This window comes from Micromonospora sediminicola, from assembly GCF_900089585.1.
Lineage (GTDB): Bacteria > Actinomycetota > Actinomycetes > Mycobacteriales > Micromonosporaceae > Micromonospora > Micromonospora sediminicola.
The window spans coordinates 2988016-3011460 of record NZ_FLRH01000003.1; the positions used below are offsets into that span (position 1 = coordinate 2988016).

Consider the following 23445-nt stretch of genomic DNA (forward strand, 5'->3'; position numbering starts at 1 on the left):
CTACCCTAGGAGCTGAGTGTGGTTTCGCGTACTTCCGGTGTCACGGCGAATGCGGAGCACCGGTCCGCCCCTGCCCCGGAGGCCACCGACGACCTCGAACAAGATCTCGACACCGCGCACACTCTGCATGAACTGATCCAGGCGCAGGCCGAGCGGACACCTGACGCCATCGCGGTGGAGTCGGGCTCGCAGCAGATGCGTTTCCGCGAACTCGATCTGGCTGCTCGCGGATTCGCCCGCACACTCGCCGCGCGGGGCGTGTCCGCGCGCTCGCCGGTCGGTGTCTGGTGCAACCGGGGTCCGAACCTGCTCGTGGCGCTGCTGGGCGTGCTGCACGCGGGAGCGGCGTTCATCCCGCTGGACCCGGATCTTCCGCCCGCGCGAGTCCGCTCGATGCTCGCGGAGGCGGGAGCGGACCACTGCGTCGTGGACAATCCGGCCTGCGGCCCGGTCGACGATCTCGCGGTCGAGGTGATCCCCGTGACCGGCGACGCCGGCGACCCGCTGACCGTCCCGGTCGATCCGGACGACCTCGTCTCCATCTACTACACCTCGGGATCGACCGGAAAGCCCAAGGGCGTGGCCATCACCCACCGTGGCTGGGTGAACCGGATGCGCTGGATGCAGCAGCGGCACGAGCTGCATCCCGGCGAGGGCGTCCTGCAGAAGACGGTCCTGAGCTTCGACGTCTCCGCGGTCGAGCTCTTCTGGCCGCTGATCGTCGGCGGTCGCGTGGTGATGCTGGAGCGCGGCCTGCACCGTGATCCACGAGCTATCGCGCGTACTGCGGCGGCGCACGAGGTGGCCGTGCTCCATTTCGTGCCCAGCATGCTGGCCCTGTTCCTCGACGACGTCGCCGGGAGCCCACCGCCGACGCTGCGACACGTGATTTCCAGCGGTGAGGCTCTGCGTCCCGAACTCGTCCGCCGATTCCACGAGGTGTTCCGCGGCACGGAGTGTTCGCTGCACAACCAGTGGGGCCCGACCGAGGCGTCCATCGACGCCACCATCCACACCTGCTCACCTGAGGACGCCGGGTTGGCCGCGGTCCCGATCGGCAAGCCGCTGACGAACTACCGGGTGCACGTGCTCGATGAATCCGGCACGCCGGCGCCCTCCGGGGTCGAGGGGGAGTTGTACATCGGTGGCGTCGGGCTGGCCCGCTGCTACTGGAACGACCCGGCGAAGACGGCCGAGGCGTTCCTGCCCGACCCGGCCGTACCGGGAGAGCGGCTGTATCGCACCGGAGACCGCGCGGTGCGCGGCCCGGATGGTGCCATCACCTTCCTGGGGCGGCGAGATCATCAGGTGAAGATCCGGGGAAACCGGGTCGAGCTCGGCGAGATCGAGAGAACCCTGGCCCGGCATCCCGAGGTCGCCGACGCCGTCGTGACGGTGTACGAGCCGCAACCCGATGACAAGCGGTTGCTCGCGTACGTGGTTGGCCGCTTCGGCATGGTCGACACCGAGGCGGTGCGCTACTTCCTGATCGAACGGCTGCCCGGGTACATGCTTCCGGCTCGCCTGATCGCCTTGTCGGAGCTGCCGCTCACGGCCAGTGGCAAGGTGGACCGCGCTCGGCTACCCGTACCGACGAACGAGGCGCCTGTCGCCGGTCGCGCCCCACACAGCGAGTCCGAGCTGCTGGTGGCCGAGGTCTGGGCCAGGTTCCTGCCGGCCACCGATGCCGATGCGGACTTCTTCGAACTGGGCGGGCACTCACTGCTCGGCACCCAGATCATCAGCGGGCTGCGACGCGCCCTCGGTCTGGAACTGCCGCTCATGCTGCTCTTTGACAATCCGACGATCGCGGACCTGGCACTGGCCATTGAACGCGAACTGCTGAGTGAGCCTGAGGATGTCCCGCGATGAGCGAGCTCGACAAGCGCTTACGGGCCGCTCGTGCCCGGCTCGCCGACGTCGTCCAACCCAACTCCGCGGAGGTCGCCGGCCGTGGTGATCCGGCTCGCCATGTGTCCGCGGCGCAACAGTGGTTCTGGCTGGAGGACCGGATCGTCGGTGGCTCCCCGAAGTACAACGTGTCGGAGGCGATCCAGCTCACCGGGGAGCTCGACATCCGCGCTCTGCGGACCGCGGTGGCTGCCGTGGCGACCCGGCATCCGGTGCTGCGCACCGGTTTCGTCGATCGGGGCGGGGCCCCGATGCCGGTCGTCCATGAGCCCGACGCGGTTCCGGTGCTGCTGTGCGACGTTCGCGACCACCCGGATGTTCCTGCCCTGGTGGCCACGGCGGATGCCGAGCCGATACCCCTCGCGACCCGGCCGCCGATGCGGGTCCATGTGTACCGCGTAGCCGATCGACGGTGGCTCATCCTGCTGACTGTGCACCACATCGCCGTCGACGCGCCGTCGATGTCGCTGCTCTGGGCGGAGATGGCGGGCCAGTATCGCAGGGTCAGCGCGGGGGGTCCGCCGCTGTTGAAACGCCCGAGGGTGTGCTACGCCGATGTCGCCGCTGCCGCCGCGGCGCCGTCGCCCGACGATGTGGACTACTGGAAACGCACGCTGACCGGCGCTCCCGATCTGGAGCTTCCGCTGGACCGGCCACGGGGCACGCCCGGCGAGCGGCCGGGCGCGCAGTTGCCGATCACCGTACCGGCGCCGTTGGCGGCCCGGATCCGTCGATGCGCCAGCCGCTGTGGGGCGACCGAATTCATGGTCCACACCGCGGCCTTCAGCGCGCTGCTCGCCATGCTCAGCGGGCAGCGCGACGTGGTCGTCGGGACTCCGGTGCTGGGCCGAGCGGGCAGTGAACTCCAGGACGTGATCGGCCCCTTTCTCAATGTCCTGGCACTACGCATCGACCTGAGCGGCGAGCCGGACTTCATCGAGCTGATCCGGCGCACCCGCCGCACGGCGCTGGAGGGGTTCTCTCGGGGGCAGGTGCCGTTCGCCGAGGTGGTGAAACAGGTCGGCGCCCAGAAGGCACGGAACCGCAACCCGCTGTTCGAGACGATGATCACGGTGGAACAGGGCGAGCCACCGCTGCCCAGGTGGCCAGGTGCCATCGTGGCCAGGGTGCCGATTCCGACGAGCCACGCCAAGTTCGACCTGGAGATGATGCTGACCACCGGGTTGCCCGACGGCAGTGTTCAGGGTGTGGTGGCCTACGCCACCGACGTGCTCGACGCGGCCACCGCCGACAAAGTCGCGGAGCTGTACATCCGGCTTCTCGACACCGTCACGCAGCGCCCGTACGAGCCGGTCACCGGTGCGACCCTGCTCGGGCCCCATGATCCCCCGGTCTTCACCGGCCCCGAACGTGCCGTGGGCGCCAGCTTGCTGCAGCGCATCGTCGAACAGGCCGGTCGCACCCCGGACGCGCCCGCGGTGGGCGACCGGACGCGGGTGCTCACCTACGCGGAGCTGCTGGCCACCGCGGCTGGAATCGCCGGACAGCTCCGCGAGGCGGGAGTGTGTCGGGACGACACCGTAGGCGTCTGCCTCGAGCGCACACCACAGATGGTCGCCACGCTGCTCGGTGTCTGGCTGGCCGGGGCGGCCTACCTGCCGCTCGACCCGTCGTACGGCGAGAAGCGCATCGGGTACATGCTGCGGCGCAGCAGTACTTCGGTAGTGCTGACCGACGGCACGACAGGGCAGCTGCTGGACTGGAACGCGGCGGGGACGCGGTCATTGCCTGTCACCGGGGCCCGCGCTGCTGTGGTGGAGAACGGCATGGTGGACCCGGAAGGTCTGGCCTACGTCATCTACACCTCCGGCTCCACCGGCCGCCCCAGGGGTGTGATGGTCCGACACGCCGGCTTGGCGGGCTTCGCCGTCGACTGGATCGAGCGGCTGGGGATCGATCCGACGGACACGGTGGCCGCCACCACCACGATCTCGTTCGACATGGCGGTGTTGGAACTCCTGGTGCCGCTCGCCGTCGGGGCGCGCGTGGAGCTGATCGACCGTGACACCGTCATCGATGGTCATCGCCTCGCCGAGGTCATCGAGACGGCCGGGGTGACGGTGATGCAGGCGACCCCGGCCGGGTGGTCGCTGCTGATCGGCTCCGGCTGGTCCGGCGCGCCGCTGCGGGCGCTCAGTGGTGGGGAGGCCCTACCCGCCGCCCTCGCCCGGGACATCGCCGCGCGCACCGAGCGGTTGTGGAATGCCTACGGTCCTACCGAGACCACCATCGGCGCCAGCGCGTACCTGGTGCCCACCGACACCGAGATCGCTCCCGCGTTGGGAGAGCCGTTGGTCAACACGACGCTCGCGGTGCTCGACTCGGGAGGTCGCCCGGTGGCGCCGGGCGCTGCCGGAGAGCTGTACATCGGCGGCAGCAGGCTCGCGCGGGGCTATCTCGGTGACCCTGCCGCAACCGCGGCCCGGTTCGTACCCGATCCGACCCGGCCCGGTGAGCGGTTGTACCGCACGGGTGACCTGGTTCGCCGCCGCTTCGACGGTGCCCTCGAGTTCCTGGGGCGAGCCGACAACCAGCTCAAGATCCGTGGCTACCGGGTCGAGCCGGAGGAGATCGAAGCTCGGTTGCGGGACCACCCCAGCGTGGCCGACGCCGCGGTGCACGCCGCCGGGCAGGGCATCGAGCGGGTGCTGGTTGCCTACCTCGTGTGGCGTACCACCGAATCAGACGGCTGGTCCCGGGTCCGGAAGGCCCTGGCGGAGGTCCTGCCGGACTACATGATCCCGACCATGGTCGTCGCGATGGAGCAGCTCCCCATCACGCCGAACGGCAAGCTCGACCGGGCTGCGTTACCCGCGCCCCCGCTGCCCGCCGGTCGTCCGTCGGCGCCCCCACAGACTCCGCTGCAACGTCGGGTGGCGGCGATATGGTCGAGCGTGCTGGGTGTCGACGGGGTCGGGATCGACGACGATTTCTTCGCCCTGGGCGGGCATTCCCTGCTGGCCGCGCGGCTGGTTGCCGCGGTGCGGGAACAACTCGGCGCCGACGTTCCGATGCGACAGCTGTTCGCCCATCCCACTGTCGCAGCCCTGTGCGAGTTCATCGGTGAGCGGCCGCACTCGGCGGACCACGAGCCGGACCTGCCGGTGGCCACCGGCGCGTCCCCGTTGTCCTCGACTCAGCAGCGATTCTGGTTCCTGGACCGGTTGCGCGCCTCCCGCACCGACTACCACGTCAGCGTGGCGGTCCTGCTGCGAGGCACGATCGACCCGGTGCTGGTGCACGAAGCCCTGCTGACGGTCGTGGCCCGGCACGACATCCTGCGTACCCGATTCGGGGACGGCGCGGTCCAGGTGATCGATCCGGTGCGTCCGCTCTGGACAAACGTGGTGGAGCTCGGGCGGCGCACACCCGTCGCCTTCGTGGATGAGATCGCCGCGCAGCCCTTCGACCTGGCGGAAGGCCCGCTGATGCGCGCCGGGCTGGCACGTTCCGGCGGGGATCACGTACTGGCGCTCGTGCTGCACCACGCGGTGATCGACGGATCCTCCATGCCCATCCTGTGGCGGGAGTTCAATGCGGCCTACCGTGCTCTGGCCGCCGGTGAGCCCCCGGCGGGGCGCCCGCCTGTCCAGTTCGCCGACTATGCCAGGTGGGAGCGGGCGCGTACCGATGATGGACGCGATCTGTGCTATTGGCGGCAGCGCCTGGCCGGTGCCTCGGCCACCGAGATCCCTCCGGACCGCCCACGGCCGGCGGTGTTCGTCGAGGACGGCGCGGAGCTGCGATTCGAGCTGGACGCGGCGACGACCGCGGCGGTGGACCAGTTGGCTCACCGAGGAGGCACGACGCCGTTCGTCGTCCTGCTCGGGGCGTTCGCGGTGACCGTCGGGCTGCTTGCCGGCACCACCGACGTCGTGCTGGGCACACCCATCGCCGGCGCCGGGCGCAGCAGGCCCGAGTTCGCCGAGCTGATCGGTCCGCTGCTGAACAGCGTGGTGGTGCGTGCCGACGTCCGTCCCGAGCACCGTTTCGCCGACCTGCTGGCCGAGCTGCACCTGGACGTCGCGGACGCTCACGACCACCAGCAACTGCCGTTCGAGCGGCTCGTGGAACAGCTGGACCCGCAGCGCGACCTGGCCCGGCACCCGCTGTTCGGCATCATGTTCGCACTCGACGCCTTTGACGAGAGCACGGTGGATCTGCCGGGGGTGATCGCGGAGCCGCTGGACGCCAGCCAGGTCGCGGTCAAGCTTGACCTGAGCATGTCGCTGATGCGTGCGGCGGAGCACATCGACGGAGCCCTGCAGTATGCGACCAGCCTGTACGACCCGGCGACGGCAGCGGTGCTGGTGTCGATGTTCCGCCGGGTTCTGGCCCTCGTAGTGGCCGCACCGGACGATCCGCTCGGCGCGCTGCCGCTTGCCGGGCCGGATGATGTGCTGATGCCGCTCCCGGCGGAGCAGCCGACCCGACCCGGGGAGCCGACAGAGCCCGAAACCACCTTGACCGAGCTGGTCGAAAGAGGCATTCGGGATGACGCGCCGACCCTCACCGCGGGCGGCCAGACCCTGACCGGCGCTCAGCTGCGTGGTCGGGCCGATGCGCTGGCCGTCCAGCTGCAGCGCGCAGGTGCTGGTCGGGGGGTGCTTGTCGGCGTGCTGCTACCTCGGTCGGCGGACCTCGTCGTGGCCATGCTGGCCGTCCTGCGCAGCGGATCGACCCTGCTGACCCTCGATCCCCTCCAGCCGCCCACCCGCTTGCGCCGCCTCCTCGCAGATGTGCCGCTGGTGGTCACCGACCGGCCGGTCGGCGATCCGGCCCTGGCCGAAACCGTACGGATCATCGAGCCCGACGGCCCACCCGGCGGTGTCCCGACGACCCGGGGACCTGAGCCGGACGACATCGCGTACATCACCTACACCTCCGGCTCCACCGGCACACCCAAAGCCGTGGCCACCAGGCACGGGGCCGCGGCCGGCTACCTGCGGCACGTGATCAGGGAGTACCGGCTCGGCCAGCGGGACGTGGTGCTGCAGTTGGCGGCGTTGTCCTTCGACGCCAGCGTCCGCGACATCCTGAGCACACTGGCGGCCGGCGCGCGGCTCGTGCTGACGCCCGACCAGGAGACCCATGACCAGCGCGCCATCGCGAGGGCGTTGCTGGATCACGAGATCACCGCGCTGCTGTCGATGGTGCCGTCGATGCTGGGGGCATTGGTCACCGCCGCCAGGCAGTTGCCGCGCCGCCCCGGGCTACGTCTGATCCTGACCAGTGGGGAGGAGCTGCCGGCCGCGGTGGCGACGGCCGCCCTCGACCTGGGAGACCAGGTCGAGGTGGTGAACCAGTACGGGCCTACCGAATGCACGATGACCACCACGTTCCACCGGGTCACCGAGGCGGATCTGCGTGCCGGATACATACCTGCCGGCAGACCGCTACCCGATGCCCGGGTGCTCATCCTCGATGCCGGAGGACGGCCGTTGCCGCGCGGGGCGGTCGGCGAGCTGGCGATCGGTGGCCCACGCGTCTCGGCCGGCTATCTGGGCGCACCCGGCCTCACCGCGCTCCGCTTCGTGCCCGATCCCTTCCAACCGGGGGCACGGCTGTACCGGACCGGCGATCTGGCGCGTGTCGATCACCACGGCGAGGTCCGTTACCTGGGCAGGCTGGACCACCAGGTCAAGGTTCGCGGGGTTCGGGTCGAGCCTGGTGAGATCGAGTCCTCGCTGCTGGCGGTGCCGGGAGTACGGGCCGCAGCGGTGGTGGTGGTCGGCGAGCGGGACCGGGTGGAGCTGGTCGCCCACGTTGTCGCCGATCCCTTCGACGCTTCTCTCCTCCGCGCCAGCGTCGTCGAAACCTTGCCGCAGTCGTATCACCCCTCGCGCTTCGTGCGCGCGACGGAGTTGCCGCGCACAGTGCACGGCAAGGTGGATCGGGCCGAACTGGTACGCCGCACCCCGCCGGCCGTCGGCCCGGGTCGTGAGGTCCTCGGCCCGCGTGATGGCGCTGAGCTGCGCATGGTGCCCGTGTGGGAAAGAGTGCTCGGGTGCGGCCCGATCGGAGTGCGTGACGATTTCTTCGAACTCGGTGGGCATTCGCTCAAGGCCGTGGAGCTGATCGACGCGATCGCGGAGACATTCGGTGTCGAGCTGCCACTGAACGCGATCTTCCAGCACCGCACGATCGAGGCGCTGGCTGCCCGGACCGGACAACCTGCCCAGGACCGGCTGATGGTGCTGCTGACCGCCCCGGATCTCAGCGGTCCTCCGCTGTTCCTGGTGCACCCGCAGTCCGGTGACGCGTGCGGCTATGTCGCGCTCGCCCGGGAGTGGGGACGGTGGCGGCCGGTCTACGGGATCGAGGCCGTCGGGTACAACACGGACGTCGCGCCGCTGGCCGACATCCCCGCCATGGCCCAGCGGTACGTGTCCGAGATCCGGGCGGTGGCGCCACACGGGCCGTACCTGCTGGCGGGTTGGTCGTTCGGCGGCAATGTCGCTCTGGAGATGACCCGGCTGTTGGAAGCGGCCGGTGAGAAGGTGGCGTTCCTCGGTGTGATCGACGCACGCGCATTCGGTGTCGACTCCACCGAGCACCGATATGAGAACGTGGCGGATCTGGAGAAGTTCTCTCTCTCCCATGGAGTGAGGGATGCCGAGATCTCCGCCGAGGGGCAGGGCGGGAACGCCGACTTCGAGGAGGTTCTCGCCGGGCTGACGCGACATCTCGTCGACCGGGCACGGCTGCCGGCCGGAGCCCAGACGCCGGCGCTACGGCGGATGTACGAGGTGTTCACGGCCAACGGTCATGCCGCTGATCGCTTCCGACCGGCCGAGGTTGGCGCGGACATCTGGTTGTTCAAGGCTTCGGAGCAGCATCCCAGTCTGTCCCGTCCGGTGGTCAGACCCGAGAGTTGGCAGCAGTTGACTCGTGGCGAGATACATGTGAGCCTCCTGCCCGGCAACCATCACGATCTCTTCACCGAGCCGAACGTGGCCACGGTGGCTGTTCGGCTGCGCGACGCCGTGGACGCGGTCCTCGCTGTCGACTCCGGCGCAACCCCGGGAACTGACTCATGAAGCGGATCGGCATCGTCGGCGGGGTCGGGCCGTACGCGGCCGCGCACTTCTACCGGCGGATCCTCGATCTGTGCCCAGCCGTCACCGACGAAGAGTACGCGGCCGTCATACTGGTCGCGGAACAGATCCCCAGCCGGATCGACCATCAGCTGGCACGCGGGCCGAGTCCGTTGCCCGCGCTGGAGGAGGCAGTCCGCAGGCTGTGTGTGGCCGGCGCGGATCTGATCGCCATTCCGTCGGCCACCACACACGTCTACCGAGCCGATCTGCTGCGTGAGTCCCGGGTTCCGATCGTGGATCTACTGCTGGAGGTCGCAGCGCATCTGGAGCGCGCGGACCTCTGCCGGCCGCTGATCCTGGCCACCGAGGCCACCGTCGCTCTGCGGAGCTTCGAACCGCTTTTTTCCTCCGCCACCAGGGCGATCTACCCTGATCCGCACGGACAGCGCCAGATCACGGACTTCATCTACCGAGTCAAGCGCGGCGAACCGTCGGATCGAACTCGTGCGGAGTTCACCCAGTGCGTACGCGCACTGCTGAGAGCCCATCCCGATGCGGATTGTGTGGTACTGGGCTGCACCGAGTTGTCGGTGATCGCTCCCGCGGTCGAGGTGGCCGTGCCGATCGTGGACGCCACCGACGTCCTGGCCCACGCTGCGCTGAACTACCGAGCTGACGCGACGAGCCCGCGAACCAACAAGGACGAACTGGAGGTCCGACTGTGACGAACACTGATGTCTCTGACGAGTGGCTGGTTGTGGTCAACGACGAGGAGCAGTACTCCATCTGGGCCAAGGGTCGGCCAGTCCCTGCCGGCTGGCGAGCGGTCGGTGAGCCGGACAGCCGTGATGGTTGCCTGAGGCGCATCGAGGAACTCTGGACGGACATGCGCCCCAAGAGCCTCCGAGACCGGATCGCAGCCGCCTCGGACGCCCCATGAGGCGTCGCCTCTCGCACGTGGCAGATCAGCCCAGACGTGCACCGCACTTCTTCGTCGTGGAGAAACGGCGTGGGACTGCGATGGGCATCAACGGAAGAGGGGACCTTGTTCAGACACCGTTCGGCGAAGCTTGCCGTCACTGTTCAGCCGGCCGACGACTTCATGCCCACCCCGCGCGCGGCGCAGCGGGCGTGGTGGTTGCAGCGGGCCGGCGAAGAGCTGGTCGACGATCTCATGCATCTCGATGTACTCAGTACCGGGCTGGTCGCCGGGTCCGATCGGCCGGCAATCGCCGGGGGATGGCGCGACAGTGACGCTCACTATGCGGCCGACGAGTTGATAATCGAAGGTCAGCAGGTAATGCAGGACTGGGAGGCGCCGCTGATGCGTGCGATGGCCGCTCAGGTCGCAGCATCTGGTGGCGACGTCCTCGAAATTGGTTTCGGGATGGGGATATCGGCGACGTACATGCAGGACATGGGCATCCGCTCGTACACCGTCCTGGAGGCCAACGAGGACGTTGCTGAGGCGTTCGCACATTGGCAGAGCGGTTTCCCGGACGCCACGACCACGTTGATCCTCGGACCGTGGCAGGAGACATTGCCGACCCTCGGTCTCTACGACGGCATCTTCTTCGACACGTATCCGGCTGACGAGGACGAGTTCATGAGGTACGTCGTCGACGATGTCACCTTCGCCGCCCATTTCTTCCCGCACGCGGCCGCCCACCTGAGGCCAGGCGGGGTTTTCAGCTACTACAGCAACGAAATCGACTCGCTGAGTCGGCGGCACCAGAGGCGACTGCTTGAGCACTTCAGCAGCTTCTCTGTCGAGGTGGTGCGTGACCTGCTGCCGCCCGAGGACTGCCATTACTGGTGGAGCAATTCAATGGCGGTCGTACGAGCGGTCAAATGACCCGTCCGTGGGTGTGCGATCCGGTCGCGGAACGGCGGTGGACGGATTCCGGCATGTGACGCACGTCGGTGCCCGGGCGGACGGTGGCGTCGGGCGGTGGTCGGGTGTGCGGCCACCGCAGAGCAGGCAGCCCGGTGCGCGTGCTCCTGCGCGCCGGGCTGCCATGCCGTCGATCAGGGCCGCCCGCGTGTCGAGCACACGTCCGGCCAGCTGCGACGAGTGCTCAGTTACCTCCGGTGGGCCTGGGTGAGGATGTTCCGGCCGTCTTCCCCGCCCGCGCTGACCAGCGTGCGGCCAGGGCCTCGGCCACGAGCGTCTGAACGGCAGGCCGGTCGATCTTGCCGGAGGTGGTCAGCGGCAGTCGTTCGGCGGTGACGGTCGCCGTAGGGATCATGTACGCCGGCAGGCGACGGGACGCCTCGGGGATGACCGATGCGGCGTCGCCGACGATCAGCGTGGCCAGCATCGGCTCACCGGAGGGTCCCGGTATCAGCACGTTGGCGACGTCCTGGACACCGGGGCAGTCCCGCAGTGCCGCGTCGATCTCCTCCAGTTCGACGCGATAGCCGCGCACCTTGACCTGGTTGTCCAGCCGCCCGAGAAACTCGAGGACGCCGGGCTCGCACTCGCGGACGAGGTCGCCGGTCCGATACGTGCGCTGGCGCTCGCCGCCGACCTGGATCTCGCGGAAGCGCTCCGCGGTCAGCTCGGGCTGGTTGAGATAGCCGTCGGCCAGCACGCCGCCGACGTACAGTTCGCCGGCCGAACCCGGGACCACCGGGTGGCCGGCGTCGTCCAGGATCCACAGCCGCCGGCCGGGCACGGCCGAACCGATCGGCAGACCGCCGCCCGTGGCCGGTAGTGGGTCGTTCCCGGCGAGCCGGAACGCCGTGGCCGTCACCACGCACTCCGTGGGCCCGTAGCCGTTGACCAGGTCGATGCCGCGGAACGGACTGTCGCGGTACCGATGGACATCGGCGAGCGACGCGGCCTCCCCGCCGATCACCATCAGCCGCAGCGTTCGAAGGTCGGACGCACTGATCAGCGCCGCGTCCGCCAGCAGCGCCCGCCAGTACGCCGTCGGCAGCTGGAGGACCGTGATGCCGTGCTCCGCGACGAGCCGCCCGAGGGCCGCGGCATGAGGCAGTTCGCGGGGCCGGATCACCACCGTGCCCCCCGCCAACCAGGTCGGCCAGATCTCCTCCTGAGCGACGTCGAAGCTGAGCGACGCGAACTGCAGCACCCGGTCGCCAGGCGTCAGCCCGAAGAGATCGGCGGCAGCGGCGGCGTGCCGGGCCGCGGCGGCGTGCCCGACGATGACGGCCTTGGGACGACCGGCAGAGCCGGATGTGTAGATCGCGTACGCCGGAGCGTCCGGGCGTGCCCCGGCTGGCGCGGCTCCGGTCGTGGCGACGAGGTCGGGGGAGACCACCAACCGGCATCCGGCGTCGCGCATGGCCTCGGCACGCCGGGCGTCGGGATGGGCCGCGTCGAGCGGTACCGCGCAGGCGCCGGCGCGCATCGTCGCGGCCAGCGCGAGCACCGCCCCAGCAGATCCGTCCGCCATGACGGCCGCGCTGTCGCCGGGTGCCAGCCCGGCCTCCGTCAGTGCCGAGGCGAGCGCGTCGACACGGGCGTCGAGTTCGGCGTACGAGAGCCGGACCGCCTCTCCGATCAGGGCCGGACGGCCGGGCCATGCGGCGGCGCCGTGGCGTAGCACGTCATCCAACGTCTCGTGCGGGTACTCCACGATGCACCGCTCCTCAGGTCCGCCAGGTGCACGGCAGGGCACCCCGGCCGAGGCGCCCTCGTCGTCGTGCTGATCGCCGAGAGGGTACCCGCTCAGCTGTGCGTTGAGGTTGAGGACATCGATCCGGTTGCCCAACGGGTCGGCACATGGCCGGCGGTTGCCCGGGACGCCGCCACTCACCGCGGGACGACGTCCACTTCGGTCGGTAAGCGTAGTCGCGAACGGATGTGACGAGCGACGCTCGCCGACTGGGCGCTACGCCGAGCATACGGCGCTCCACAGCGGACACCGATAGCGCCTGACGATCCTCGAAGGTGTCGACAGCGACCGCGCCGTTCCCTACACTCAGCCGGTGGAGCGCTGTCAATGAGAGTTGGCGACGCAGTCACCAAATCCGAAAAGGGCTGATTTTGACTGACGCGGGGCTGGCAGTAACTGCTCTTCATTCGCTCCTGGGCGATCGCATTCTCGGGCCGGACAGCAAGTCGTACGATGAGCATAGGCGTGTCTGGAACGCGGTGCACGATCGGCGCCCAGCGCTAATTGCCCGGTGCGTCAATGCGGTCGAAGTCTCATCCGTTCTGCGTTACGCGCGGTCTGCCGGTCTCGCCGTCACCGTGCGCGGGGGCGGCCACAACGTCGCGGGTAGGGCTGTCTCGGACGCCTCGGTGATGATCGATCTGTCGCTGATGCGCGGTGTCTCGGTCGATCCGTCGGCTCGGTCGGCGAGGGCGCAGGGTGGATGCCTGCTGCGGGATCTCGATGCCGCCACCACCCCCCATGGTCTCGCGTGTCCGGCCGGGGTGGTCTCACACACCGGCCTGGGTGGACTCGCGTTGGGGGGCGGGTACGGCTGGCTCGCTCGCCGATGGGGCCTCACCTGCGACCACATCCTGGCTGCCGAAGTCGTGCTTGCGGACGGTTCGATAGTCGAGGCCACCGAGAGCGCGCACAGCGAGCTGCTGTGGGCACTGCGAGGTGGCGGTGGCAACTTCGGCGTCGTCACTCGCTTCACACTTCGCCTCCGTCCGGTCGGTCCGGTCGTCCATCGCACCGGGGTCTATTCGATGGGCGACGGTGTCGATGCGCTGGCCGCCTATCGTGAGTTCGCCGAACAGCAGTCGGCGGAGTTGCACACAGTCGGGGCCTTCAAGATCGCCTCGGAGCAGGACTGGATCCCCGCGAAGCTCCGGGGCCGACCCACGTTGCACTTGACCGCGGCCTGGTTCGGTGACCCAGGTGACGGAGACGACGCTGTCAGACCGTTGTTCGACAAGTTCGCCCCGGCGGGGAGGCTGGAGCGGGTGCTCTCCTTCTCCGACCTCCAAGCCCTCGGCGACCACAGTGAGCCGCATGGGCATCGCTATTTCACCAAGTCCTGCTATCTCGGTGAGATCAGCCCCGCTGTCGCCGAGGCGATGGTCCGTAACGCCGAGGAGATCCGCTCCCCGCGGTCCTGCGTTGATTTCGAATACCTGGGCGGCGCGATCACGGACGTTCCGGATGAGGATTCGGCCTTTCCGTGGCGGGCGGCACCGTACATGTACACCGCCTCCGCGCACTGGACGGATCCCAACGCCGACGACGAAGAAGCGGCCTGGTCCCGCCGCAGCATCGCGAGGCTCGACAAATGGCACTACGGCGGTTCCTATGTCAATTACGTGCAGGACCAGCCGAGTTCCGGTTCGATCGACATATATGGTGCCGACCGTTACCGGAGGCTCGCTGAGATCAAGAGGCGTTACGACCCGGACAACCTGCTGCGGCACAACCAGAACATCGCACCGGAGCGCTCGCTCGCCGAAGATCAGCAGATTGCCTAAGTCCTGCTCTGGAGTTCCCCCCCGGCTGGTGGGGCGTGCCAGGCGGTTTCGTATCCCGGCGGATGAGCGTCAGGCATGCACCTGCGGGTCCGGATCCGTCCGGGACCTTCGATGGTCTCGATGACCACTGCTGAACGTCGGCCCGACGACGTCCCCACCGGCGAAGCCCGGGTCGACGAGGCCCTGCGGCTGCTCTCCGGCGTGCCGGTCGAACTCGATGTGCCGGGACGTGCGGACGGATGCGGGTGGGCCCTCATGCCGCGAAGCGCTCGTCACCCACGTGCTGTCGGCGCCGTTCGCCAGCGTCCGATGTGCCGATGAGCGGATCCCCGACTAGCGTGCGCATGTGGCCGAGTCCTTGGACCTCTCAAGTCCGGCTTCGCGTCGGGAGGCGCTCCGGATGGTTGACGTCGATGATCCTGGCCCTCACCACGCGATGCTCCGCGAGATCTTCGACCGCGAAAGGGCGTGGCGCGAAGGCCCGGACGAGGGCGAGGGCGACGAGTACGAGCAGATATACGTGACGGCCCTTCTGCTGTTCCTTGTCGGCGATCCCACGGACTCGCCCCGCCTGTATGGGGCGAAGTTCCGCACTGGCGACATGGACCTCGGCGTCGGCTTCGACGCCCAGGCCATCTTCGGAGCGGGCCGGGGCGACACGCTTCAGTGGCTCCTGACGAACGGCTACACCGACGAGCACGCGCGTCTGTCTGAGTGGTTGTCGCAGTCGGGAGACCCGAAGATCGACGATTGGGCTCGACACAAGCGCGCCTACTTCTACTCACCGGACGGCATGCTGCTCCTGGATCCGCTCTAGGCGAGCCCTGGCAAGCAGGGCCCGTCCGCTCGTGCCGCGTAGCGAGTGGACCTGCACCCTGGTGCCGGCGCTTCGGTCCTGAAGGCCGATGGGTGATCCGGTTCGACGTCGAGCGCTGGTACGTCTCAGCGAAGAGCGGCCGTGGCCTGGGCGACCAGCCAGCGTTCCGCCTGCTCGTAGGTCCACCCGTTGTCGTCGAGCAGGGTGAAGTAACCGGAGTATCCGAAGTAGAACCAGAGGATGTCGGTCGCCTCCGCGACTGTTGTTCCCGCCCTCAAGCCGCCGACGTCGCGGAGTCGCACGGCGACGGCTTCGACGGCGTCGCGGTAGCGTCCGGTGGCCACCCGCAGGCTGTCGGCGACCTCGGCGTGGTGCGGCGCGGTCGTCAGCATCAGCCGCATGATGTCGCCGTACGTCTCGCGCATGGCCCGAACCGTAGCTGCCGTGTCCCGCAGGATCTCGTCCGGGTCGGTGAGCGTCTCCTGCCGGGAGAGGGTCTGCGCCACGATCGGCGCCTGGCTCCACAGGTCGACGAGCGTCCGGACCAGCCCCTGCTTGCCGCCGGTCACCGCGTAGACCGTGGCCGGTGCGACGCGGGCCTCCGCGGCGATGTCCTCGATCTTCGTGGCGAAGTAGCCGTTGCGGGCGAAGAGTGAGCGCGCCGCCTCGATGATGGCGGCGCGGGTGGCCGCGGCGTACTCGGCCCGACGGCTCCTCGGTGCTTCGGTCATGGTCGTGTGAGCATAGCCTCCGCCATTCGTCAGAGTTGGTCTCTGACGAGTGAGTGGCTACTCTGATCAAATGGGTGACATGCTGACGTCCGGCACGGAGTACGAAGCAGCGCGGACGATCTGGAACGGTGCGGTGACCAGACGTCCGCTCGCCGTCCTTCGGTGCGCCACCACGGCTGACGTCCAGGCCGGGGTGCGGACCGCCCGGGAGAAGGGCCTCCCGCTGTCGGTGCGCGGCGGCGGGCACGACTGGGCCGGTCGCGCGCTGACCGACGGCGGGCTGACGCTGGACCTGAGCCCGATGCGGCGGGTGAGCGTGGACCCGGAAACCGCGGTCGCCACCGTGGCCGGCGGTGCCACGTCGGCCGACGTGGCCGCGGCCGCGCAGCGGGCCGGTCTGGTCGCGGTCACCGGGACGGCCGGTTCGGTCGGCATGGCCGGCCTGACGCTCGGCGGTGGGTACGGTCCACTGAGCGGCCGGTTCGGCCTTGCCGCCGACAACCTGCTGTCGGCCGACGTGGTGCTCGCCGACGGCACGTCGGTCACCGCGGACGAGGAGCGCGACCCCGAGTTGCTCTGGGCCCTGCGCGGCGGAGGCGGCAACTTCGGCGTCGTCACCTCGATGCGGATCCGGCTGCACGCGGTGCCGACGATCCTGGCCGGGATGATCATGTTCGGCTCCGACGTGCTGCCGGAGCTGGAGGAGTCGCTGCTACGCGGGCCGGACGAGCTGACCGTGCAGGCCGGCTTCATCACCGCCCCGACCGGTGGGTCGGCGCTGTTCGTCGCGCCGACCTGGTGCGGTGAGCCCGAGGCCGGGACCAAGGTGCTCCAGCGGCTCACCGAGCTCGGCGAGCCGCTGACGGCGCAGTTCGGCCCGACCACGATGCCCGACCAGCTCGCACAGATCGACGCGATGTTCCCGGCGGGTCGCCACGTCGAGATCGGGGCGCGCACGGTGACCGGACTCGACCGTACGGTCCAGGAGATCCTGCTCGACGCCGCCGACGCCAAGACCTCGCCGCTGTCGGCGATCTCGCTGCACAGCCTCCACGGCGCGGCCGCTCGCGTCCCCGCCGACGCCACCGCGTTCCGCAACCGGACGCCGCACCTGATGGTCGAGACCATCGCGGTGTGGGAACCCGGAGACCCCGCCGAGGATCGGCACCGGGCCTGGGTCCGGAAGACCGACCGGCTTCCGGGCGGCTATCCCAACCTGCTCGGTCCGGGCGACGCCGAGCGCACCGCCGCAGCCTTCGGGCCGAACGCCGAGCGCCTGCTCTCCGCCAAGAAGCGGTACGACCCCGAACTGGTGTTCCACGCCCCGGGAAGGCTCTGACGGCCGGCGCCGAGGATCCACCATCGAACGGAGGTGCGCAGTGGGCTGGAGCACCCGGGAGATCGCCCAACTCGCCGGCACCACGCTGCGGGCGGTACGCCACTACCACGACATCGGGCTGCTGACCGAACCACCCCGGCGCACCAACGGCTACAAGCAGTACGGGGTTGCCCACCTCGTCCGGATCCTGCGCATCAGGCGCCTGACGGAGTTGGGTTTCTCGCTGTCGCAGATCGCGACCATGCAGGACACCGACAATCAGCCCGTGGAGGCCCTGCGCACCCTCGACGCCGAGCTCGCGACCACCATCGAACGGCTCCAGCGGGCCCGCCTCGAACTCGGCGTCATCCTGCGACAGCCCACACCGGCGGAACTGCCACCCGGTGTCGTCACACCCGATGTCGTGTCGACGATGCCGCCGGCCGACCGTTCGTTCGTCGTCGTGCTGACCCGCGTGCTCGGCGCCGACACCATGCGGGCCTGGGGGGACATGCTGCGCAAGCCCGTCACCGACCCGGTGGCCGAGCGGTTCGACACCCTTCCCGCGGACGCCGACGCGCAGGCTCGCGCGGCCGTGGCCCGGGACCTGGCCCCCTACGTGCGCACGCTGCTCGCGGAGAACCCCGGAGTGCGGATCACGAACGCCGGCACCCGGTACAGCGCACGCTACGTCGAACAAGCCGTCGGCAAGGCCCTGTCGGAGCTCTACAACCCGGCGCAGCTGGACGTCCTGCGGCGCACCCACCGCCTGCTGTCCGAACCGCGGGACTGATCGACGGCACCGACCGGCGCGCGGCGAGCGGGCCGGGGACGGGTGCCGGTGGACCGCACGTGGTCAGCGGCGGGCCGCGACGAGACGTCTGGTGCTGCGCCGGAAGCTCCACACGACGACCAGCGCGGCCAGTACGGTGAGCGGAGTGCCCATGACAACTCGGGCAAGGCCCAGCCCACCGGTGCTGTCGGCCAGGTAGAGCCACTGCTGGACCGCGAAGCGGGACCCGAACACCGACGCCGCGGCGAGGGTCGCGACATCGTGTGCCACCCGTACGGCTCGGTCGGATCGCCATGCGTGCGTGCCGCCGTGCAGGGCGTTCCAGATGACACCGGTCAGCGGCCGGCGAGCCAGCACCGACCCGGACGTGACGACGAATCCGGCCAGCGAGGCCCAGATCCCGATCACGAAGAAGTCTCGCGCGGAGCCGGTCCAGGCGACGATCCCGGCGGCCACCGCCACACCGAGCAGGCTGCCCACCGCCGAGACGAGACGCTCGCCGCGCAACCACCGCAGGATGAACAACGCCAGCCCGGTCGCGACCGCGACACCGACAGCCACCGGCAGCGGCAGGAACGCGTCGGCCGTGACGAACACGATCACCGGGACCGTGGAGTAGACGAACCCGGCCGGGCCGCCCATCTGCCGCAGGACGGTGTCGGCGGGCTGGGCGGTGCCGTCGGGAGGAGTGGGCCCACGGTCCCGCTCCGACATCACATCTGGGTCGACCTCGTTCGGCATTGGACAATTAGCCGGTGTGCCGCAGCGGCACACTCAAGCACGCGCGGCACGGTGTGTCCGACCTCACGACCGGCGGCGCGACCGCTGCCGCCGCTCGATGCCGGCCGCGAGTTCGACGTCGAGGGCGCGGAACGTCTGTTCCGCGCCCTCGACCGATTCCCACGCCACGGCGATGTCGCAAGCGACACGCCCAGGTCCACCAGGCGACGGATCCGCAGCAGCCGGACGACATGCCGGATCCCGTACTGCTTGCCACTGCACACCGTGCCCCAAGGGCACGGTCAACGTCAGCCGCGCCGGCAGGTCCGGTTGCCGGCCGGCATCGTGCCATCCACGAGGTACGACGTGGCGAGGTTCAGCGCGCAGGCGTTGCCACCGAGCACGTAGACGCCGTGCCCGCTCCCGTCGACGGTGACCAACCGGGAGCGCTTCTCGAACTTCTCCCGCAGCAGCCTGCCACCGGCGAGCGGGGTGACCGGGTCGTGCCGGTTCTGCAGGATCAGCACGTTGCGCGGTCCCTTGTCGTTCACCGCGACCGGCGGCTGCGCCGGCTCGTGCGTCCAGAAGGCGCAGGGGGTGATGTTGGCGCTGGCCGCGCCGAACAGCGGGAACCGCTTGCGGTCCTGCGCGACGGCCCGCCGGTAGGTGTCCACGTCCTCGGGCCACGCGACGTCGTTGCAGGTGACGGCGAGGAACACGGTAAGCGCGTTGTCCTGCGGGTTGGGGGCGGTCGCCGCCTTCGCCCGCGGCGCCTCGCCGGGGTTCAGGTAGGTCTGCCAGATCCGCGCGAGGCTCGGGTACTGGATCGGGTTGTAGAGGGAGCCGAAGGTGATCTGCCGGAAGACGGCACCGGTGAGCCCGTCGGCGGCGGGCGTCTCGTCGAGCCGCTCGGCGAGCGTGAGGTAGGTCCGGCGTACCTGCCGCGGGGTGCGGCCGAGGCCGTAGGACTCGTGCCGCTTCGCCGCCCACGCCGCGAAGTCGGGGAGCGTCTGCTCCATGCCGAGCGCGAACCGGCGCAGTCCGGCCTGGTCGAGGTGGGTGTCGCCGACGATGCTGTCCAGCACCACCCGGTCGGTGGTGGCCGGGAACATCGAGGTGTACGCGGCACCGAGCGCCGAGCCGTAGGACGCCCCGTAGAAGCTGGCCGTCTTCTCGCCGAGCGCGGCGCGGATCCGGTCCAGGTCGCGGGCCATGTTCGCGGTCGTGAGGTGGCGCAGCCGGCCCTCGGTGTCGTTGGCCGCACAGCGTTCGGCGACGTCCTCGGCGATTTCCGCCTGGCGGACCACCGCGGCGTCGTCCGGCGCGTACGGCGGGATGTTGGCCCAGTAGGCGTCATCGGCGGTGAAGCCGCAGCTCACCGGCGACGAGTGCCCGACGCCCCGGGTGTCCATGCCGATCAGGTCGTAGGCGTCCGTGACGCCGGTCGGCAGCCCCTTCGAGACCAGGAAGGCCGGCTGGTCGAGCCCGGTGCCGCCCGGCCCGCCCGGGTTGAACATCAGCACGCCGCGTCGCTTCTCCGGTTTCGTGCTCGCGATCCGCGACACCATCAGCTCGATCTGGGTGCCGTCCGGGTCCTGGTAGTCCAACGGAACCGGCACCGTCGCGCACTGCACCGGCAGCTGAACCGTCGGGGGCACCACCACGTCCTTCGGGCAAGCCGTCCAGCGTGGACCCGCCGCGGCCGGTCCCGCCGGCGCCCCGCCGGCGGTCGCCGGAATCACCGAGACCAGGGCCCCGACCAGTCCCAGCGTCCCCACCAGGGCCATCGCGCGTCTTTGCGACATTCTCATCTCCTGTCCGACCCACGTTCAGCGGGTTCGCACCCATGCGAACCTGTGCCCTCGGGGCACAGTCAAATGCGGCACGGCAGACGTCGGTTCGCATCTCCGGACGTCGTCGAACAGATCACACCCGGGCGGGGTTGAGTGTGCCGCTACGGCCGGGTGTCTCATCGAAGCCGCCGTCACCCGCCAGCGGCGGGGGCACCGGCCGAGCAGTCCGAGCAACGAACGCGGCTGACCGATCGGCACATCGACACGAAGGAAGACATGCGCCACTCTCCAGCACACCCGATCGTGCGTCCCCTGGGGGCGTTCGAGCACATCATCGACCTCTACATCGGTCGCAACCCGGTGCAGTTCTCGCTCGTCGTCGAACTCGCCGCGCCCGTCTCGGCACACCAACTGGAGCGCGCGCTCGCGCAGCTGCAGCGGACGCACCCACTGCTCACCGTCGGCATCGATCGCAGCGGCGACCGCCCGACCTTCCGGACGTCGACCGAACCCATCGAGGTCCGACACGTTGGGGGAGACTGGCGCGACGCGGCGGCGCAGGAGCAGGCCCGTCCCGTCGACCCCGACGGAAGCCCGCTGGCGCGCGCGACGCTCGTGGGCGGCGCACCCGGTGACCGGGGGAGCGCCATTGTCCTGACGTTCTCCCACCAGATCACCGACGGACGCGGCGCGCTCCGGGCAGCGCACGACCTCCTCGTGATCCTCGACGGGCGGACGCTCCCGGCCCGGCCGGCGCCCCTGGACCAGGAGAGCCTGCTCGAACGTCTGCCCCGGACGGAGCGGCCGACCGATCACACCCCGGGCCCTCCGGCGGAGCCGGCTGTCGGCACGATCCGTCCGTTCGACGCCACGGCGCCGAGCATCGAGATCGCCGAACTCGACCCCGCGACGACCGCACATCTTCGCTCCACCGCCCGTGCCAACGGGTCGACCGTCCAGGGCGCGATCTGTGCCGCCGCCGCGCAGGCGCTGGCCGCGCTCACTGGGGCCGAGAGCATCCGCGTCAACGTTCCCATCGATCTCCGCTCGGCGCTGGGCCTCGAGGACGACGTGGTGAACCGCTTCACGGCGACGAGCGTGGTGCTGCGCGCACCCGCGCAGAACACGCTCTGGTCTCTCGCGAAGGACGCGACGGCGCAACTGCGAGTCGCGCGGGACGGTGCCCGGCATGCGGCACTGATGCTGGGCTCGCTCAACCCCGCCGACGCCTCGGAGGCGGAGGCGGCGATGCTCGCCGCCACGGCTGCCGACCTGGAGATCACCAACCTGGGGACATCCGAACCCGACACGTCCTCCGCCGTCGCGATCTGGGGACCGACGATGACGACGCAGGTCCGCGACGAGCGGATCCTCGGCGTCGTCACGCACGCCGGGTCGCTGCGGCTCGTCCTGACGACACACGGCGACACCAGCGGTCTTCCTGCTGACATCGCCGGCCGCCTCACCCGACTCGGGGGTTCCGCAGTCGAAGGCTAGGTTCTGCGCCCGGCACCCGGTCGCGGCCGGACCGAGCGGTAGGTGGCGACCTCGTCATCCGCCGGGTCGACCGCGACGTGGGTCCCGGGCGTCGCGGGCCGGTACCGGCGCGTCCGATCTCCGGTACCGCACCGCGGCTGGGGCGGGGCGCGGGCCGGATGAGTCGTTCGCCGAGGGCCAGCACCAGGGCGGCTACGCCGAGCAGGGCGCCGATCAGCACCGTGGCGCGCACACCGTGGCTCGGCAGGGCTAGGCCGCCCACGAACGCGCCGGCGGTGATGCCGACGTTGACCGCGGCGGAGACTGTGGCGGCGGCGAGGTCGGAGCGCCCGGGGGCCACCTGGAGAACGAGGCCGCCGAGCGTCGCGGTGAACGCGGCGAATGCCAGTCCGGCCAGAGCGATCAGGCCGACGGACACCGACGGCCGTTGGCCGAACGTGTACAGGCCGAGCAGTGCTGCCGACTGCAGTGCGACGGTCGTGAGGAGAGCGAGCCACGGGCTGCGGTCCAGCAGCGCGCCGATGGCGAGGATGCCGAGCACGCTGGCGATGCCACGTGCGAACAGGATGGCCCCGACAGACGCGGGGGAGAATCCGCTGACCTCGGTGACGAAGAGGGCGACGTAGGTGTAGGCGGCAATGGCGCCGGCGGTCGCCAGGACGGCCATCGCCACCAGCAGCCAGAAGCGTCGGGCGTCGGGCGTCGCACCTCGGGCGGCGTGTCCGTCTTCCGGCCGGGTCGAGGGCAGCAGCGCGGCCACCACGACGAACACCACCGCGCCGAGTCCGGCTGTCGCCAGGAACGATGCGCGCCACCCGGCGCGGTCGCCCAGCCAGGTGCCCGCGGGCACGCCCAGGGCCAACGCGACGGTGCCGCCGGCGAATACGACCGCGACGACCCGCCCGCGTAGTGCGGGCCGGAACAGCTCAGCCGCAGCCGGCACCACCACGGCCCAGAACAGCGCATGGGTCGTCGCGGTGACCATCCTGGCGACCAGGAGCAGCGCGAAGGTGCTCGTCAGCGCCGTGACGGCGGTGCTGAGGACGAAGCCGGCCAGGAGCGCCGACAGCAGCCGGCGGCGAGGGACCCCGCGGACCAGCGCCGTCAACGGGACCGAGGCGACCATCACCACCGCGCCGTAGGCGGTGACGAGCATGCCCACCTGCGGCGGCGAGACGGCCAGGTCCCCCGCCATCGGGAGCAGCAGCCCGATGGGCAGCGCCTCGGCGGTGGTGTAGAGGAACGTCCCGCCGGACAAGCCGATCAGTGCCCCCGCTGCCCGTCCGCGTCTCATCAGACCCCCCGGGTTACCGGCAAAATTACTTATGATGGAAACATGCTAGTGGCGTGCTTCGATGCGGGTCAACTGGTAAAGT

Annotated in this window: 15 protein-coding genes; 10 read left to right on the forward strand and 5 right to left on the reverse strand. The window is 70.0% G+C overall.

Features of this window, described 5'->3' with window-relative positions; translation table 11 throughout:
* Nucleotides 1-18: 18 nt before the first annotated feature.
* The 5 genes from GA0070622_RS14370 (at nt 19) to GA0070622_RS14390 (ending at nt 10827) form a co-directional block, all read left to right on the forward strand.
* On the forward strand, nt 19-1872 hold the full coding sequence (locus tag GA0070622_RS14370) for a non-ribosomal peptide synthetase (protein ID WP_245666281.1): 1854 nt from the start codon (nt 19-21) through the stop codon (nt 1870-1872).
* Nucleotides 1869-8972, forward strand: a complete 7104-nt coding sequence (locus tag GA0070622_RS14375; protein WP_091573752.1) for an amino acid adenylation domain-containing protein — start codon at nt 1869-1871, stop codon at nt 8970-8972. The genes GA0070622_RS14370 and GA0070622_RS14375 overlap by 4 nt, the downstream gene beginning before the upstream one ends.
* Nucleotides 8969-9697: an aspartate/glutamate racemase family protein gene (locus GA0070622_RS14380; RefSeq protein WP_091573753.1), complete on the forward strand. Its 729-nt coding sequence runs from the start codon at nt 8969-8971 to the stop codon at nt 9695-9697. The genes GA0070622_RS14375 and GA0070622_RS14380 overlap by 4 nt, the downstream gene beginning before the upstream one ends.
* The gene (locus GA0070622_RS14385; protein WP_091573754.1) at nt 9694-9912 is read left to right on the forward strand and encodes an MbtH family protein; all 219 of its coding nucleotides are present in this window, start codon (nt 9694-9696) and stop codon (nt 9910-9912) included. The genes GA0070622_RS14380 and GA0070622_RS14385 overlap by 4 nt, the downstream gene beginning before the upstream one ends.
* Nucleotides 9913-9981: 69 nt before the next feature.
* On the forward strand, nt 9982-10827 hold the full coding sequence (locus tag GA0070622_RS14390; RefSeq protein ID WP_245666283.1) for a class I SAM-dependent methyltransferase: 846 nt from the start codon (nt 9982-9984) through the stop codon (nt 10825-10827).
* A 223-nt stretch (nt 10828-11050) separates the two neighbouring features.
* Here GA0070622_RS14390 and GA0070622_RS14395 read toward each other — a convergent pair whose 3' ends face one another.
* Nucleotides 11051-12712 (reverse strand): amino acid adenylation domain-containing protein, encoded by a 1662-nt coding sequence (locus tag GA0070622_RS14395; protein ID WP_176710485.1) that lies wholly within the window; start codon nt 12710-12712, stop codon nt 11051-11053.
* A 383-nt stretch (nt 12713-13095) separates the two neighbouring features.
* On the opposite strand from GA0070622_RS14395, the gene GA0070622_RS14400 reads away from it, so the two are divergent.
* Nucleotides 13096-14400, forward strand: coding sequence for an FAD-binding oxidoreductase (locus tag GA0070622_RS14400; RefSeq protein WP_245666607.1), 1305 nt, complete (start codon nt 13096-13098; stop codon nt 14398-14400).
* A gap of 346 nt (nt 14401-14746) precedes the next feature.
* Nucleotides 14747-15217: a hypothetical protein gene (locus GA0070622_RS14410; RefSeq protein WP_091573757.1), complete on the forward strand. Its 471-nt coding sequence runs from the start codon at nt 14747-14749 to the stop codon at nt 15215-15217.
* 125 nt (nt 15218-15342) lie between these two features.
* Here the strand turns inward: GA0070622_RS14410 and GA0070622_RS14415 are convergent, their stop codons facing one another.
* Nucleotides 15343-15948 (reverse strand): TetR/AcrR family transcriptional regulator, encoded by a 606-nt coding sequence (locus tag GA0070622_RS14415; protein ID WP_091573758.1) that lies wholly within the window; start codon nt 15946-15948, stop codon nt 15343-15345.
* 70 nt (nt 15949-16018) lie between these two features.
* Between GA0070622_RS14415 and GA0070622_RS14420 the strand changes: the two genes are divergently transcribed.
* Nucleotides 16019-17287, forward strand: coding sequence for an FAD-binding oxidoreductase (locus GA0070622_RS14420; RefSeq protein ID WP_091573759.1), 1269 nt, complete (start codon nt 16019-16021; stop codon nt 17285-17287).
* A gap of 40 nt (nt 17288-17327) precedes the next feature.
* Nucleotides 17328-18059 (forward strand): MerR family transcriptional regulator, encoded by a 732-nt coding sequence (locus tag GA0070622_RS14425; protein ID WP_091573760.1) that lies wholly within the window; start codon nt 17328-17330, stop codon nt 18057-18059.
* 63 nt (nt 18060-18122) lie between these two features.
* Here the strand turns inward: GA0070622_RS14425 and GA0070622_RS14430 are convergent, their stop codons facing one another.
* On the reverse strand, nt 18123-18773 hold the full coding sequence (locus GA0070622_RS14430; protein ID WP_091573761.1) for a DUF3159 domain-containing protein: 651 nt from the start codon (nt 18771-18773) through the stop codon (nt 18123-18125).
* Between the two features lie 314 nt (nt 18774-19087).
* The gene (locus GA0070622_RS14435) at nt 19088-20584 is read right to left on the reverse strand and encodes an alpha/beta hydrolase (RefSeq protein WP_218060590.1); all 1497 of its coding nucleotides are present in this window, start codon (nt 20582-20584) and stop codon (nt 19088-19090) included.
* Nucleotides 20585-20848: 264 nt separating this feature from the next.
* Here GA0070622_RS14435 and GA0070622_RS14440 point away from each other — a divergent pair, with 264 nt between their 5' ends.
* The gene (locus tag GA0070622_RS14440; protein WP_141684576.1) at nt 20849-22069 is read left to right on the forward strand and encodes a phthiocerol/phthiodiolone dimycocerosyl transferase family protein; all 1221 of its coding nucleotides are present in this window, start codon (nt 20849-20851) and stop codon (nt 22067-22069) included.
* Here GA0070622_RS14440 and GA0070622_RS14445 read toward each other — a convergent pair.
* On the reverse strand, nt 22035-23363 hold the full coding sequence (locus tag GA0070622_RS14445) for an MFS transporter (protein ID WP_091573764.1): 1329 nt from the start codon (nt 23361-23363) through the stop codon (nt 22035-22037). The genes GA0070622_RS14440 and GA0070622_RS14445 overlap by 35 nt on opposite strands.
* Nucleotides 23364-23445: the final 82 nt, after the last annotated feature.

What these genes read in the sequence shown, in the direction of transcription:
- GA0070622_RS14375 (WP_091573752.1), top strand. Translation starts at nt 1,869, where the DNA reads ATGAGCGAGCTCGACAAGCGCTTACGGGCCGCTCGTGCCCGGCTCGCC.
- GA0070622_RS14380 (WP_091573753.1), top strand. Translation starts at nt 8,969, where the DNA reads ATGAAGCGGATCGGCATCGTCGGCGGGGTCGGGCCGTACGCGGCCGCG.
- GA0070622_RS14415 (WP_091573758.1), bottom strand. Translation starts at nt 15,948, where the DNA reads ATGACCGAAGCACCGAGGAGCCGTCGGGCCGAGTACGCCGCGGCCACC.
- GA0070622_RS14420 (WP_091573759.1), top strand. Translation starts at nt 16,019, where the DNA reads ATGGGTGACATGCTGACGTCCGGCACGGAGTACGAAGCAGCGCGGACG.
- GA0070622_RS14430 (WP_091573761.1), bottom strand. Translation starts at nt 18,773, where the DNA reads ATGTCGGAGCGGGACCGTGGGCCCACTCCTCCCGACGGCACCGCCCAG.
- GA0070622_RS14435 (WP_218060590.1), bottom strand. Translation starts at nt 20,584, where the DNA reads ATGTCGCAAAGACGCGCGATGGCCCTGGTGGGGACGCTGGGACTGGTC.
- GA0070622_RS14440 (WP_141684576.1), top strand. Translation starts at nt 20,849, where the DNA reads ATGCGCCACTCTCCAGCACACCCGATCGTGCGTCCCCTGGGGGCGTTC.
- GA0070622_RS14445 (WP_091573764.1), bottom strand. Translation starts at nt 23,363, where the DNA reads ATGAGACGCGGACGGGCAGCGGGGGCACTGATCGGCTTGTCCGGCGGG.